Origin of the sequence: Streptomyces mesophilus (genome assembly GCF_040300965.1) — a bacterium.
GTDB classification, from domain to species: domain Bacteria; phylum Actinomycetota; class Actinomycetes; order Streptomycetales; family Streptomycetaceae; genus Streptomyces; species Streptomyces mesophilus_A.
Window position 1 is genome coordinate 78,375 of the sequence record NZ_JBEPEW010000013.1, and the last position, 14,304, is coordinate 92,678.

General features: G+C 69.6%; 13 protein-coding genes. 5 read left to right on the plus strand and 8 right to left on the minus strand.

Translation table 11 applies throughout. The features are described 5' to 3' along the window. Positions 1–66 precede the first annotated feature (66 nt). The 3 genes from ABT367_RS07735 to hemL all read right to left on the minus strand — a co-directional run bounded on the left by ABT367_RS07735 (position 67) and on the right by hemL (position 3,453). A complete protein-coding gene (locus ABT367_RS07735; RefSeq protein ID WP_352250636.1) occupies positions 67–1,290 on the minus strand; it encodes a hypothetical protein in 1,224 nt (407 codons plus the stop codon). Positions 1,291–1,447: 157 nt separating this feature from the next. Next, entirely contained in the window at positions 1,448–2,140 is a 693-nt protein-coding gene (locus tag ABT367_RS07740; RefSeq protein ID WP_352250638.1) for a histidine phosphatase family protein, read from the minus strand. Beyond that, complete coding sequence (gene hemL, locus ABT367_RS07745) at positions 2,137–3,453, minus strand: glutamate-1-semialdehyde 2,1-aminomutase (RefSeq protein ID WP_352250640.1); 1,317 nt, start codon at positions 3,451–3,453, stop codon at positions 2,137–2,139. Before hemL ends, ABT367_RS07740 begins: the two co-directional genes overlap by 4 nt. Before the next feature lie 238 nt (positions 3,454–3,691). On the opposite strand from hemL, the gene ABT367_RS07750 reads away from it, so the two are divergent. After that, the gene (locus ABT367_RS07750) at positions 3,692–4,297 is read left to right on the plus strand and encodes a hypothetical protein (RefSeq protein ID WP_199548583.1); all 606 of its coding nucleotides are present in this window, start codon (positions 3,692–3,694) and stop codon (positions 4,295–4,297) included. 277 nt (positions 4,298–4,574) lie between these two features. Then, positions 4,575–5,330, plus strand: a complete 756-nt coding sequence (locus ABT367_RS07755) for a L,D-transpeptidase family protein (RefSeq protein ID WP_352250642.1) — start codon at positions 4,575–4,577, stop codon at positions 5,328–5,330. A 193-nt stretch (positions 5,331–5,523) separates the two neighbouring features. On the opposite strand, the gene ABT367_RS07760 is transcribed toward ABT367_RS07755, so the two are convergent. Continuing rightward, positions 5,524–6,795 carry a DUF5979 domain-containing protein gene (locus ABT367_RS07760; protein ID WP_352250644.1) on the minus strand — a complete coding sequence of 424 codons (1,272 nt, stop codon included), beginning with the start codon at positions 6,793–6,795 and terminating at the stop codon, positions 5,524–5,526. A gap of 209 nt (positions 6,796–7,004) precedes the next feature. Between ABT367_RS07760 and ABT367_RS07765 the strand changes: the two genes are divergently transcribed. Beyond that, positions 7,005–7,877, plus strand: a complete 873-nt coding sequence (locus ABT367_RS07765) for a YhjD/YihY/BrkB family envelope integrity protein (RefSeq protein ID WP_352250646.1) — start codon at positions 7,005–7,007, stop codon at positions 7,875–7,877. 106 nt (positions 7,878–7,983) lie between these two features. Here ABT367_RS07765 and ABT367_RS07770 read toward each other — a convergent pair whose 3' ends face one another. Further along, positions 7,984–8,532 (minus strand): hypothetical protein, encoded by a 549-nt coding sequence (locus ABT367_RS07770; RefSeq protein ID WP_352250647.1) that lies wholly within the window; start codon positions 8,530–8,532, stop codon positions 7,984–7,986. Between the two features lie 282 nt (positions 8,533–8,814). Between ABT367_RS07770 and ABT367_RS07775 the strand changes: the two genes are divergently transcribed. Further along, on the plus strand, positions 8,815–9,912 hold the full coding sequence (locus tag ABT367_RS07775) for a magnesium and cobalt transport protein CorA (protein WP_352250649.1): 1,098 nt from the start codon (positions 8,815–8,817) through the stop codon (positions 9,910–9,912). 66 nt (positions 9,913–9,978) lie between these two features. On the opposite strand, the gene ABT367_RS07780 is transcribed toward ABT367_RS07775, so the two are convergent. Further along, the gene (locus ABT367_RS07780) at positions 9,979–10,653 is read right to left on the minus strand and encodes a TetR family transcriptional regulator (RefSeq protein ID WP_352250651.1); all 675 of its coding nucleotides are present in this window, start codon (positions 10,651–10,653) and stop codon (positions 9,979–9,981) included. A 102-nt stretch (positions 10,654–10,755) separates the two neighbouring features. Here ABT367_RS07780 and ABT367_RS07785 point away from each other — a divergent pair, with 102 nt between their 5' ends. Further along, complete coding sequence (locus tag ABT367_RS07785; protein WP_352250653.1) at positions 10,756–12,213, plus strand: FAD-dependent oxidoreductase; 1,458 nt, start codon at positions 10,756–10,758, stop codon at positions 12,211–12,213. A gap of 54 nt (positions 12,214–12,267) precedes the next feature. Here ABT367_RS07785 and ABT367_RS07790 read toward each other — a convergent pair whose 3' ends face one another. Further along, on the minus strand, positions 12,268–12,819 hold the full coding sequence (locus ABT367_RS07790; RefSeq protein ID WP_352250654.1) for an NAD(P)H oxidoreductase: 552 nt from the start codon (positions 12,817–12,819) through the stop codon (positions 12,268–12,270). Between the two features lie 98 nt (positions 12,820–12,917). After that, entirely contained in the window at positions 12,918–13,940 is a 1,023-nt protein-coding gene (locus tag ABT367_RS07795; RefSeq protein WP_352250656.1) for an NADP-dependent oxidoreductase, read from the minus strand. Positions 13,941–14,304: the final 364 nt, after the last annotated feature.

Consider the following 14,304-nt stretch of genomic DNA (forward strand, 5'->3'; position numbering starts at 1 on the left):
GTGAAAAGTTTCGCATGACCGTTTCAGTGGTTTCGGCCGCCCCCCGAAAGCCGCGGAACACCCAGTTCAGGCGGCCTTGTCATGGCCCTTCGGGAACTTCTGGCCCACGTCGAGCGATTGCAGCCGGGCCAGCACCTCGGGCTTCTGGACATCGAGCCAGTCCACGAACTGCCGGAAGGAGACGAGCCTTACGTCCTTTTTGTCGGCAATCTTCTTCAAGGCTTCCTCGACGGCATCCATATAGATCCCGCCATTCCACTGCTCGAAGTGATTCCCGACGAAGAAAGGCGCCCGATTTGTCTCGTACGCTCGGTTGAACCCGGCGAGATACGCCCCGGTCGCCTGCTCGCGCCAGCGCGGGTAGTTGGCGGGCGGCGCCTTCGTGGAGTTCTGCGACTGGTTGGCGAGGATGTTGTAGTCCATCGAGAGCACCTCGAAGGAGTGCCCCGGGAACGGCATCGCCTGCAGGGGCAGATCCCACACCCCCTGCTTCTTCACCGGCCAGCGCTGCCGGCCGCCGGGCGAGGAGGCGTCGTAGCGCCAGCCGAGCTCGCGCGCGACGGGAAGGAGCCGGTCCTGGCCGAGCAGGCACGGGGTGCGTCCGCCGACCAGTTCCTTGTCGTAGTCGAAGGGCAGTGGCGGCAGATCGGTCCAGCCCGTGTTCGTACGCCATTGCTGCACAAAGGACTTGGCCTGACGGATCTCGTCCCGCCACTGCGCGGAGCTCCAGTTGGCGACCGAACCTGAGCCCGCGCAGAAGTGGCCGTTGAAATGCGTGCCGATCTCATGGCCGTCGAGCCAGGCCTGACGCACGTATTTCAGCGTGCGCTTGATGTTCTCGTCCTTGAGATAGCCGATGTCGGAAGCGCCGACGGGATTGTTCGGCGGACGGTAGAGACGCTTCTTGGACTCCGGCAGGAGATAGAGGCCGGAGAGGAAGAAGGTCATCTTCGCGTCGTGCTCCTGGGCCAGCTTCAGGAAGCGCGGAAAGAGACCGTTGCCGATTTCGCCCGCGCCGTCCCAGGAGAAGATGACGAACTGCGGTGGTATCTCGCCGGGTTCGAGCGGTATCGGCGCCGGGGGCTGATGCGGCTGCTTGCCGGTGTAGGCGGTGGAACCGTCCCCGAGGGGCTTGCCCTCCGGGGACTGGGAACGCGCCTTGCCTGCGGGCTGATGGTCGTTGGCGTCGCCGCGCGGCCCGCCTTCCCGTCCGCTGCACGCGGTCAGTCCCGCTGCCGCCGCGGCCCCAAGTCCCAGGCCGATCAGTCCCCTTCGGCTCATTTGCTGCATTACGTCCCCTGCCTCCGTGTTGCTCCCCGTTTACGGTGCACGTCCCCTTAGAGGGCAGGGGGAACACGGAGGTTCCTGCGACTTGCCAAAACTTTGCGTTCCGTACGAGAAAAGGGCCGCTCACCATGACGGTGACCGGCCCTTTCCTTCGTACGGTTTACGCGCCGAACGCCTTGTCCTTGCCCTTCACCGGCTTGGCGCCCGCCCGCAGATGCGCGGGGACCAGATCGATGGCGGGCTCGCTGTAGCCGACCGACACGATCTTGTCGCCGCGGTACGTGAACGTGGTCAGCGACGCCAGCGTGCACTGCCGCTTGCGCGGGTCGTGCCACAGACGGCGCTTCTCGACGAAGCTGCGCGCGATCCAGATCGGCAACTGGTGGGAGACGCACACCGCTTCATGCCCGCGCGCCGCATCCTTGGCCGCGTCGAGCGCGCCCATCATCCGCACGACCTGCTCGACATACGGCTCGCCCCAGGACGGCTTGAAGGGGTTGACCAGGTGCTTCCAGTTCTCGGGACGCTTGAGCGCACCGTCGCCGACGCCGAAGGTCTTGCCCTGGAAGACGTTGTCCGCCTCGACGAGGCGCTCGTCGGACGCGAGGTCGAGCCCGTGCGCCTTGGCGATCGGGGTCGCGGTCTCCTGTGCGCGCTCCAGCGGGGATGCGACGACATGCGTGATGTCGCGCGTGGAGAGGTGCTCGGCGACCCGGTCGGCCATCTGCCGGCCGAGCTCGGAGAGGTGGTAGCCGGACAGGCGGCCGTAGAGCACGCCGTCCGGGTTCTCCACCTCGCCGTGGCGCATCAGGTGGACGACGGTGATCTCGTTCTCGTCGTGCAAGCTGCTCATGCGGTGGCCTCCGCGGCGGCGCGGGCGGCGGCGGGCAGGGCGTCCGCGATGCGCTGGACGGCCCGCTCGTCATGCGCCGTGGACACGAACCAGGACTCGAACGCGGACGGCGGCAGGTAGACGCCGTCGGACAGCATCGAGTGGAAGAACGCGGTGAAGCGGAAGGCCTCCTGCGTCTTGGCGTCCTCGTAGTTGCGCACGTCCTGGTCGGTGAAGAACACCGAGAACATGTTGGACGCGGTCTGCAGCCGGTGCGCCACACCTTCCTTGGTGAGCGCCGCCGTCACCAGGGACTGGATCTCGCCGGACACAGCATTCACCTTGGCATACGCGGCGTCGTCGAGCAGCCTCAACTGCGCGAGACCGGCGGCGGTCGCGACCGGGTTACCGGACAGGGTGCCCGCCTGGTAGACCGGTCCCGCCGGCGCGAGGTGCGCCATGACGTCCTCGCGGCCGCCGAAGGCCGCGGCCGGGAAGCCGCCGCCCATGACCTTGCCGAAGGTCATCAGATCGGGCTCGACACCGTCGACACCGAACCAGCCGGCCTTGCTCGTACGGAAGCCCGTCATGACCTCGTCGGAGATGTACAGCGCACCGTTCTCGGCGCACAGGTCCTTGAGGCCCTGGTTGAAGCCGGGAGCCGGCGGGACGACGCCCATGTTGCCGGGCGAGGCCTCGGTGATCACACAGGCGATCTCGCCGGGGTGCGCGGCGAAGGCGGCACGGACGGCTTCGAGATCGTTGTACGGGAGCACGACGGTCTCGCCGGCCTGCGCACCCGTGACACCGGGAGTGTCCGGGAGCCCGAAGGTGGCGACACCGGAGCCCGCAGCGGCGAGCAGCGCGTCCACGTGCCCGTGGTAGCAGCCGGCGAACTTGATGACCTTGGCGCGCCCGGTGAAACCGCGGGCGAGCCGGATCGCGGACATCGTGGCCTCGGTACCGGAGGACACGAGCCGCACCTGCTCGACCGGGCCGATCCGGGCCACGATCTCCTCGGCGAGCGCGACCTCGCCCTCACCGGGCGTACCGAAGGAAGTGCCGCGCCCGACGGCCTCCTGTACGGCGGCGATCACCTCGGGGTGCGCGTGGCCGAGGATCATCGGTCCCCACGAGCACACGAGGTCGACATACTCGCGACCGTCGGCATCGGTGAGGTACGGACCCTGACCGGACACCATGAAACGGGGCGTACCACCCACGGCGCGGAAGGCGCGCACCGGAGAGTTCACGCCGCCGGGTGTCACGAGGGCCGCACGGTCGAAAAGCGTCTGCGAAACTGGGGCGTCATAGGGAAAGCTCACACGAGCCATGGTGTCAGAGGCTCCGGACTTCCTGCGGACCGGTGATTCCCTTATCGGGCGAACGAAGATCGACAGCAGTCGGTGGACTCGGCTGGGGGTCCGGGGGTTACCCCCCGGGGCAATGCGGCCCTCGCACGTTTCACCGCCGGGCCGTGGGGGAGGTCACTGTCACGATGATCGGGTTGCGCGGCGGGGGCGCTGCCGTCTACAAAGCGAGTCGGGCCACAAAGCAGTCTGGGTGAAAGATATGCATCGCGGTGGAGGGCTGGGCGAGGGGACCGGTGACCAGGGTGCCCTCGGACCGCGACGTGCCCGTCGGGGCAAGCACAGGCGCGAGGCGCATGAGAACGATGCACAGTCGGCCATCCCCCATGCAGGCGAGAATGCTGAGCACACGGGAATCAGGAGTGGCCGAGTGGGGGTGACCTACAAGTACTTCGGCGCCCCCGACGGGGCGACGGCGGCCCGCGTCCCGGTCACGATGCGCCCGGAGGAGCTCGGCGGCGATGAGCTCGGCATGGGCGGCATGTTCACCAAGATCAAGCCCGAGACGATGGCCGCGATGGTCCTCACCGGCATCGAGGGCATACCTCTGCACAAGGTCCCGCCGCTGGAACTGGTCGTCCTGCACCCCGACTATGCGGTGGTCAAGCTTCCGATGACCGTCGTCGACCCCCTTCGGGGCATCGGCGAGGAGGCCGTGGGCGCGGCCGCCTTCATCTGGTCGACGGTCCCGGACCGCGGGGGGCCGCGGGATGCGTTCAACGTCTACCAACTGCTGCACGAATGGCAGGACTTCAGCCATCGGCTGCATGAGGCCGGGCATCAGCCCTATTGCCTGGTGTGGCCGTGAGTCCGTGAGTTCCCGCGGGTGAGCTGACGCTTTTACGGTCGGTGGCGCGACGCGTGCGCCGTGGTGCGCCGACTTTCCGTACGGGAATGTGCACGGTGGACCCGTGCGGATGCGAAGACGGCCGTCGGGGCCGTGGGCGGTGGCCCTCTGTGTGGTCCTGTTGGCCTGGGGCGCCGGCGCGCCCGTCGGAGCGGAACCGCGACCTGAACCCGACCCCGGGCCGACGTTGCACTCGCACTCGCCGCTGCCCTTTCCCGAGGACACCCCGGATCAGTGGATGCCGCCCTGGCTCACGGTGCCGCAGCACACGCCCTCGCTCCCCGGTGCGCCGCGGCGCCCTGACGGTCCGTTCCCGCAGTACAGGAAGTACCGGGATCTGCGGGAGTTGGAGGTCGTGCCGAGGCAGGAGCAGGGCAAGGGCCGGCTCTTCCCGTACTGCACCGGTGCGACGGGGCCGTACCAGAAGGAGCTCGAACGCCGTCTGAAACTGCGGCCGGTCGACGGCCGGCAGTCCGCGGCCGACTGCCAGGCGGTCCAGAAGTTCCAGCTGCGGCACGGCATCGCGCCGCCGCTCGGCTATGCCGGTCCGCACACTTGGGGCACCGCGCAGCTCCTGCACGCGAAGAAGCACCCGAACCCCGGCGGGACGTGCCCGGTGCGGGCCGGGCGGGGGGTGGCGTGTGTGGATCTGTCGCGCCAGCTGATGTGGGTGCAGCGGGGGAAGCAGATCGTCTTCGGGCCCGCCGCGATCCGCTCCGGAAAGCCCGGCTACCGCACCCGTACCGGCACATTCTCCGTATATCTGCGCAGCGCGGAGCACACGTCCACGCTCTACAACGCCCCCATGCCGTATGCCCAGTTCTTCTCCGGTGGCCAAGCGTTCCACGGGCGGTACCGGACCATCTACTACGAGCCGGGGTCCCATGGGTGCGTCAACCTCGGGTACCGCGATGCGGAGCGGCTTTGGAAGGTGCTGCGTACCGGTGACGCGGTGTTCGTGTTCGGGCGGAAACCGGCGGCGCCCAAGTCGTAGACGGCCGAGGCGACATGAGGGCCGCGCACGGGTGGGCGCGGCCCTCATGGCCGAGTGGGTGGGGCGGGTGCGGTGCTGGGCGGGTGCGGTGCTGGGCGGTTTGCGGTGCTGGTGTCGGTTGCCGTGCTGGTGTCGGTTGCCGTGCTGGTGTCGGTTGCCGTGCTGGTGTCGCTTGCCGTGCTGGGCGGCGGCGTCAGTCCTTCGTGCCGTCCTTGTCGGGGGCGCCGCCGTCCGAGGCGCCCGTGCCGTCGTTGCTGACGGTGACGGTGACGGTCCGGGTGTCCTCGACCTTGAACACCGGGGCGTCGGTGCTCGACCGGCCGTCGACCGCGTAGGAGACCTTCCAGCCGGCCGGCAGTTCACCCTTGCCCTCGCGGACGATGCAGTACGTGCCGGCCATGACGTTCCTGACGGTCACGATCTCACCGGGGCTCAGCTCGGCTGCGCCCGCGGTTCCGTCCTGGCAGGAGTAGGTGACCGTGAAGCTCGACGGCACCTGGCCGTGGGCGGGCGGCACGACATTCTTGGTGATCTTGAACCTGGACGGCATGGTCCGGACACCGGAGAAGTCATTGGTGACGATCACGGTGTTGACCCGGTCCGTGTTGACCCCCGGGTCCGGCGCGCCGGCCGGGAAGTAGGTCACCGTGGCGCCTTCGGGGAAGTCGTCCGTTCCCTGTTCGGTGACCGTGCAGGTCGAGTCCGCGGGGATGTTCCTGAGGATGTGCCTGCCGTCCGCGGTCGTACCGAGGCCACCGCCCGAGCCGAAGGTGAGCGTCTCCTCCCCGGTGTCGCCGCTGGGGGCCGTACAGACGACGTCCACGGTGTACTCGGTGGGCAGCGGCTCGGCCGGAGTGCCCACGGGCATGGCGACCCGCTTGAGGACGAGCAGCTCGCCCTGGACACCCCTCGGCATCGCCGCGAAGTGGTAGCAGATCAGGTAGTGGCTGACGTCGGCCACGTTGCCGCCCGTGTTCTTGGGCGAGATGTAGTTCTGCGGAGCCTGGAGCTGCGGCGGCACGTTCGGGGCCTTGTAGACATTGGAGGCGTCGCCTCCCTTGATGACCACGGCGTCGACCACGACTCCGGCGCTCGTACCGGCGGGAGTGATCTCGACCTGGACCATCGTGGGACTCGACCCCGTGCCCGTGCCCTTCACGTACGTGTCGCCCGCGTCGTCGTTGTTCTGGCCGGAGATCTGCACGTCGTCGGGATAGCCGGCCTGGGCGCAGGTGGTGATGTTCTCCGGCACGAACTGCGCCCGGCTGTCGGACGGCTCCGGGTTCGGTGCGGCGGAGGTGGAGACGGAGGTGGAGGTGGAGGCGGACGCGGTTGCGGCGGAGGCGGGTACGGCGGACGCGGGTGCCGCGTTGAGCAGCATCGCCGCGGTCAGGGCTGAAGCGAGCAGTCCGACGGGTCCTGAGGAACGGATCCGCCTGAGGGAACGCCGGCTGAAGCGAATCATGGGGAAGGCCTCCTGGTTCTGCGGCTTTCGTCTGGTATGCGACACATATGTCGCCGCAGGACCGCGAGGAGGGCGGCGCGCGCTGGCGCGGTGCGAGTGGCCCGGGGTGCACCCCGATCGGGTCAGCTTCGCTCGCTCCCGCCCAGGTCGACGCCTTGACTGGCCTTCGACGGCGCGGCCCACCGGCCGGCGGAACAGCGGGAGGCGGCATGGTGTGGACGGCGCGGCTGCAGCGCTTCCGTACCGACGCCGAGCGCCTGCGCAGCACCGCCGAGGCGCGCTTCCCCGTGGTGGGGGAGCTGACGGGCCGACTGCTTTCCTCGCACCTCCTGGACGCGGCGACCCGGCTCGCGGCGCAGGCGTTCCTGGCCTCGATCCCTCTGTTGTTCGCGGTCGCCGCCTTCGCTCCGGTCAGCGTCCGCGACCAACTGCGGGAGTCGCTGCGCAGCGTGTTCGGACTGACCGGGCAGGCCGACGGTGAGCTCCAGCAGGTGCTCGGCAACTCGGGCGAGAACACGCTGCGCGAGACCAGCGGCGTCATCGGTCTGGCTCTCGCACTGGTCTCCGCGACCAGCTTCAGCCGGGCCATGGCACGGGTCTGCGAGCGGGCCTGGAAGCTGCCGAAGGCGTCGACCAGGATCGCGGCCTGGCGCTGGCTGGTGTGGCTGTTCGCGCTCCTGCTCTTCCTGCTGCTCCAGGGGCCGGTACGCGACGGCTTCGGCGCCGGGATGTGGCTGGGCGCCCCGCTGCTCTTCGTGCTCAGCACCGGCGTATGGCTGTGGACCCAGCATCTGCTCCTGGCCGCCCGCGTCGCCTGGCTGCCGCTGCTCCCGGGCGCGCTCCTCGCAGCGGCCGCCACCAATGCCCTCGCCCTGAGCGCGCGGCTCTACATGCCCGCCGCGCTGAACCGCGCGCTGGGCGAGTACGGCTCCCTCGGCCTGGTCCTGACGCTGCTGTCCTGGCTGATCCTGGTCTGCACCGCGATCACTTTCGCGGTGACCATCGGCGCGGTCGCGGCCCAGGAGCCGCCGCTGAACCGGCTCCTGGACCGCGGGCGGGGCACGTATCTCAAGGCGACGTAGGTGGCGGGCTCTCAAGACGACGCAGGTGGCGGGCATGCGTGCCTGAGTGGGCTCCGTACCAGGCCTGAGTGGGCTCCGTACCAGGCCTGAGTGGGCTCTACGAGGTCTATGTGGCCGGCGGGTCGAACCGCAGCCGCGGCTCGGGCGGGGTGTAGCGGATCTCGGGCTTGGCCGGGGCCAGGACCTTGCGGGCACGGGCGCGCACCGTGTGCGGGGTGGATGCCAGCTGACGGCAGGCCTCGCACCAGGTGTCGGAGTGCCGGGCCGCACGCGTGGCCGCGGCGATCTCGTCGAAGAACAGCGGGTCGCTCCGGTGCGTCAGGCATTCGACCTCGTAGCGGTCGCCGCGCGCCGACGTCGCCTCCGCGGGCCTTCCCTGTGCGGTCGCGAGCGTGTCCCGCAGCACCACTCGGGCCCCTGTGTCGCGCCGGGTGAACACACGCCCCTCGGCGTCGAGTTCGGCCAGCGCCCGCTCCGCGGTCGCGGCGGCCTGCCGATGTGCGGCGACGCTCTCCGGGGCCGGGCCGATCGCCTGGGCCGCGCGGGTCCGGGCTCTGTCGAGGGCGAGTTCCACCCGCCGGGCGCGCACTCTCGCGGTGGCCTGCAGCCTCTTACGGCGGGAGTACTTATCGTCGTCCGGTATGCCGCTGCTCATTTCGCTTGCTCTCCTTCGGCTCCCCGAGCCTGCCGGAACCGGAGTGCTCCGTACGGCCGTGGGCGGCGGTCGTGCAGCCGTAGTACGGCCGGAGTTCTCCGGGAGTCGACTGTAAGCAGGTTGCCGTAGGCCCGCATGCGCAATCCGATTCGTACCGTAATCACCGCAGGTCAAGGGCCTCATGGCGAGGGCATGGACTGGTGACGTACGGGCAGGAGCGTGGCAGGCTGCCCCGAAGCCGGGCAGTCCGGCGCGCACAGAGATCCGAGGGGGACTCCACGCATGCCGATGATCCGCAGGCTGCGCCGCATCGTGCGCCGCGTGCAGCGCAAGGCCGTGGACCTCAGCCATCCGTCGCGCTCCCCGCTGGGCAGCGCGGTGGTCAACTGCGTGGTCTACCGGGGCGGCAAGCGGCAGTCCGGCTCCTGGGCGGGCCTGACGGGGCCGGAGGCGCTGCGGCGCGTACGCGAGGAGGGCGACGGCTTCGTATGGATCGGGCTGCACGAGCCCGACGAGCAGGAGACAGCCGCGCTCGCCGAGCCGTTCGGACTGCATCCGCTGGCCGTCGAGGACGCGGTGCAGGCGCATCAGCGGCCCAAGGTGGCGCCGTATGACGACACGCTCTTCGCCGTGTTCAAGTCGGTCTGCTACGTCGAGCACGATGAACTCACCGCCACCAGCGAGGTGGTGGACACCGGCGAGATCATGGTGTTCACCGGCCGGGACTTCGTGATCACGGTCCGCCATGGCCGGCACGGCTCGCTCGGGCCGGTGCGCGAGGCCCTCGAAGCGGACCCCGAGCAGCTGGCCAAGGGGCCTTCGGCGGTGCTGCACGCGATAGCGGACTTCGTGGTCGACGAGTATCTGAGCGTCGCCGACGCCGTGCAGCACGATGTCGAGGCCGTCGAGACCCAGGTCTTCTCACCGGACGCGGGCCGGGTGGACCCGGGCCGTATCTACCAGCTCAAGCGTGAACTCCTCGAGCTGAAGCGGTCGGTGGCCCCGCTCGCCCGTCCCCTCGCGGTCCTGGCGGAGCGGCGCAGCCCGCTGATCGATCCCGGTGTCCAGGCGTACTTCCGCGATGTCGGCGACCATCTGACCACCACCGTCGAGCAGATCGCGTCCTTCGACTCCCTGCTCGACTCGATCCTGCAGGCCCATCTGGCACAGGTGACGGTCGCGCAGAACGAGGACATGCGGAAGATCACCGCGTGGGCGGCGGTGATCGCCGTGCCGACGATGGTGTGCGGTGTGTACGGGATGAACTTCGAGCACATGCCCGAACTCGGCTGGCGCTACGGCTACTTGCTGGTGGTGTCGGTGACGGCGGTGGCCTGTTTTCTGGTGCACCGGGGGTTCCGGCGCAGGGGTTGGCTGTAGGGGTACGGCTTCGGCGCGGGGGCTGGTCTTAGGGGTACGGGTCCGGCCTGGAGGCTGGCTGCGGATCTACGGTTCCGGCGCCGTCAGATACCGCTGGACCGTGGGCGCCAGCCAGTCGACGACCTCCTCCTTCGGCATCGCTACGGCCACGGGGAAGCGCAGCACGAAGCGGGCGAGCGCCATGCCGAGGACCTGGGAGGCGACGAGCGCGGCACGGCGCGGGGCGTCGGCCGGATCGGGGCAGACCTGGGCGGCGATCGGGCCGATCTGCTCCTTGAGGATCTGCTGCATCCGCTCGGCGCCCGCAGGGTTCGTGGCGCCCACGCGCAGCAGCGCCGTGAGCACCTCGTCCTGCTCCCACCGGTCGAGGAAGTGGGAGACGAGCGAGCGTCCGACATGGTCGGTTGGCTGCATACGCAGATCCATGGGCGCCGGCAGGTTCAGATCGATTTCCGCCGCGGCCGCGAACAGTCCTTCCTTGCTGCCGTAATAGCGCATCACCATCGACGGGTCGATGCCCGCCTCCTTGGCGATCGAACGGATGGTGGCGCGCTCGTACCCGTCGGCCGCGAAGCGCTCACGCGCCGCGGCGAGGATCGCGGCGCGGGTGGCGTCGGAGCGGCGGGGCTTGGGTTCGGGGGTGGAGTCGGAGCGGCGGGGCTTGACTTCGGGAGTCGCGTCGGAGCGGCGGGGCTTGGCTTCAGGCGTGGCGGGCGTGCTGCGAGTCTCTGAATCCTGCATGCCAACGAGCGTAGGCCAACATGTGTTGACAGTCCACCGCGAGGCGTTCTACTGTTGCCAACAAGCGTTGACCAACAGGCGTTGGCACCCGAGGAGGCCGCAATGAACGGCACGACCGGCACGAACGAGACCCACAGCACCGAGCAGCACGGCACCGGCCCCGCAGACGTCGTGATCGTCGGCGCCGGCCCCACCGGCCTGCTCCTGGCCGGCGATCTCGCGGCGGCCGGGATACGGGTGACGGTCCTGGAGAAGCGCCCCGCCAAGATCAGCAATCTGACCCGCGCCTTCGGTGTGCACGCCCGCACCCTGGAGGTCCTGGACGCCCGCGGTCTGGCCGACGAACTGGTCCCCACCGGGCAGAAGCTCACTCAGCTGCGCCTGTTCCGCTCGCTCTCCCTCGATCTCGCCGGCCTTCCGTCCCGTTTCCCCTACCTCCTGAGCACTCCGCAGTACGAGGTGGAGAAGCTGCTGCACCGCAGGGCGACCGAGCACGGGGTGCGGTTCGTGCACGATGCCGAGGTCACCGGGCTGCGGCAGGACGCCGACGGTGTGACGGTCGATGTCCGGGACAAGGACGGGGAGAGCTCTGCCTACCGGGCCGCCTATGCCGTGGGCGCGGACGGTGTGCGCAGCGCGGTCCGCAAGGCGCTCGGGCAGCCCTTCCCCGGCAAGTCCGTGATCAGTTCGATCGTCCTCGCCGATGTGCTCCTGGAGAGCGAGCCCGACCTGACCGTGGCGGTCAGGGGCGGCGAAGGAGCCTTCGGCTTCATGATCCCGTTCGGTGACGGGTACTGGCGGGTCGGCGGCTGGAACCGCGAGCGCGCACAGATCCCCGACGACGCCCCCGCCTCGCTCGACGAGCTGCGCGACATCATCCGCCGCGCCTTCGGCTCGGACTTCGGGATGCACGACGAGCGCTGGATCTCCCGCTTCCACAGCGACGAGCGGCAGGTCCCGCAGTACCGCACGGGCCGGGTCTTCCTCGCCGGCGACGCCGCGCACACCCACTCCCCCGCGGGCGGCCAGGGCATGAACACCGGTCTGCAGGACGCCAACAACCTGGGCTGGAAACTGGCCGCGGTCCTCAACGGGCGGGCACCGGACGGACTGTTGGACTCCTACCAGGACGAGCGCCACCCGGTCGGCTCCGCGGTACTGCGCAGCAGCGGCACGATCGTGCGCCTCGCGATGGCCCACAACCCGGCCCAGCTGGCGGTGCGTTGGCTGGCGTCCAAGGCGCTCAACCACGCGGCGCCGTTGAGGCGAAAGGCGATCGGCCAGATCACCGGAATCGGCTACGCCTATCAGGCACCGCGCGGGTCCCACGCTCTCGTCGGCCGGCGCGCACAGGACGGACAGCTCATGGACGGCAGCAGGCTGTACGAGGCGCTGCGCTCGGGGCAGTTCGTGTTCGTCGCACCGAAGGAGACACCGCTCCCGGCCGAGCTTCAGTCGCTGGCCGGGGCGGAGTGCATACGGGTGCAGTGGGCGGATGAGCGGAACGGGTCGATGGTGCTGGTGCGGCCCGACGGGTATGTGGCCTGGGCCCGGGACTGAGTGCGGCTGCCGGCGGGCGGTCGGAGGGTTCCGGCCGCCCGCCGGCAGCGGTGCTCAGCCGAGGAACTTCGTCAGTGCCTCGCCCGCCGAATTGACTGTGGGCTCGTCGGCGTTGAGCGAGTCGTGGACGAAATGGACCGCCGCGTCGGTGATCCCGCAGTACTCGGAGATTCCCGTCCGCAGCACATGAGTGACCGTCCGGTCCCAGCCGAGCGAGGTGAAATCGGCCTCGGTGTAACTGACCGCTGTCAGCCAGAGCATCCGCTTCCCGGCCAGGCGCGGCCGGCTGCGGCCGTAGGCGAAACCGTGATTCCACACCCGGTCGATCCAGCCCTTGAGGATCGCCGGCGGACCGAACCACCACAGGGGGAAGACGATGACCATCACCTCGGCCGCTTCGACGCGGCGCATATGGGCGTGCACCTCCGCGGAGTACGCCTTGTCCCGGTCCGCCCAGTCGGGTTCGTCCTCAGGACCCAGTCTGGGGTCGAAGCCCTCGCGGTACAGATCGAGCACGTCGACCGTGAACCCGGAGCTCTCGAGCCGGACTTGGGCCTGCCGCGCCAGCTCCGCGGTGAGCGAGTCGGTACGGGGGTGGCCCACCACGAGGAGCGCCGTACGGTCCTCACTTGCGGGGGTGCTGCCGCTTGGGGTTCCGGCGCCGCTTGGGGTTCCGGCGCCGCTTGAGGGGGTGGTCGCGGGGCTCATCGGGCTGCCTCCAGACGGACCAGCATCTTGCCGGTGTTGGCGCCGCTGAGCACTCCGAGGAAGGCGCCGGGTGCCTGCTCGATACCGTCCACGACGGTCTGTTCGGTGCGCAGTGAGCCGTCGGCGAGCCAGCCCGCGGCCTTGCCGATCCACTCGGGGAAGAGGTCGAAGTGACTGCTGACGAGCATGCCTCGCAAAGTGGCCTCCTTGGCCGCGGCGCGGAACAGGTTGTCGGGACCGGGCGTTGGGGCCGCGGTGTTGTAGCCGCTGATCGCGCCGACCAGGGCGATCCTGCCGCCGGTGCGCAGAGCACCGATGGCGGCCTGCAGATGGTCACCGCCGACGGCGTCGAGATAGACGTCGATCCCGTCCGGCGCGGCCTGGGCCAGCTGCTCGTCCAGTGCGCCCTGGCGGTAGTCGAGCGCGGCGTCGTACCCGAAGGTGTCGAGCAGCTTCTTGGTCTTGGCGAGCCCGCCCGCGGAGCCGATGACCCGGGACGCACCGAGTTTGCGGGCCAGTTGACCTGCGACGCTGCCGACGGCCCCGGCCGCGGCGGAGACGAACACGACATCGCCCTCTCGTACGGGGGCGGTTCGGGTGAGGGCGGCGTAGGCGGTCAGTCCGGTGGTGCCCAGCGGGCCCAGCCAAGCCTCGGGCGGGGCGAGTGCGGGGTCGACGACGGTGGCACCGGCCGCGTCGAGCACGGCGTACTCGCGCCAGCCCAGGAAGTGCGTCACGGTCGCGCCGACCGGCACGGACTCGGCACGCGAGGCGACGACCTCACCGAGTGCGCTGCCTTCCAGGGCGGCGCCGAGTGCGAAGGGAGGGATGTAGGAGGGGACATCGTCCATACGTCCTCGCATGTACGGGTCGACGGACATCCAGGTGTTGCGGACCACGATCTGGCCGGCACCGGGCTCGGGCACGTCCACGGTCGCCGACTCGAAGTTCTCGGCACCTGGTTGACCCGACGGACGGGCGGCGAGGCGGATCTCACGGGAACGCAGGGTGGAGGACATGGCTTCTCTTCTCGCTCCAAGTTAGCCCGCACCTCGGGACTCCCACCCCTGCGCGGACTGACGACTCCCCGCCCTCTCGGACGGCGAGGCAACCGGTCCTGGTCACGGAAACCACAGTGCGGGCGGGTGGTCACGGGTCACTGATGGCTCACGCACGAAGAGCCGTGATCGCGTCCGGCACATTCGGTAGGTCTCGCGTCTTCGGCCGGTCCGGCAAATTGAGCCTCTGCGGCGATTGAGCAGATCCGAACGAAGTTCGGATGCCGGGGGGCCGGGGGCGAAGCCCCCGGTTTCGGGAAGGGGCGGGTAGGGGAAATCCGCCCGCCGCAGGCGCCCGCTCACCGCCCAGCCCGGCAGATCGGAA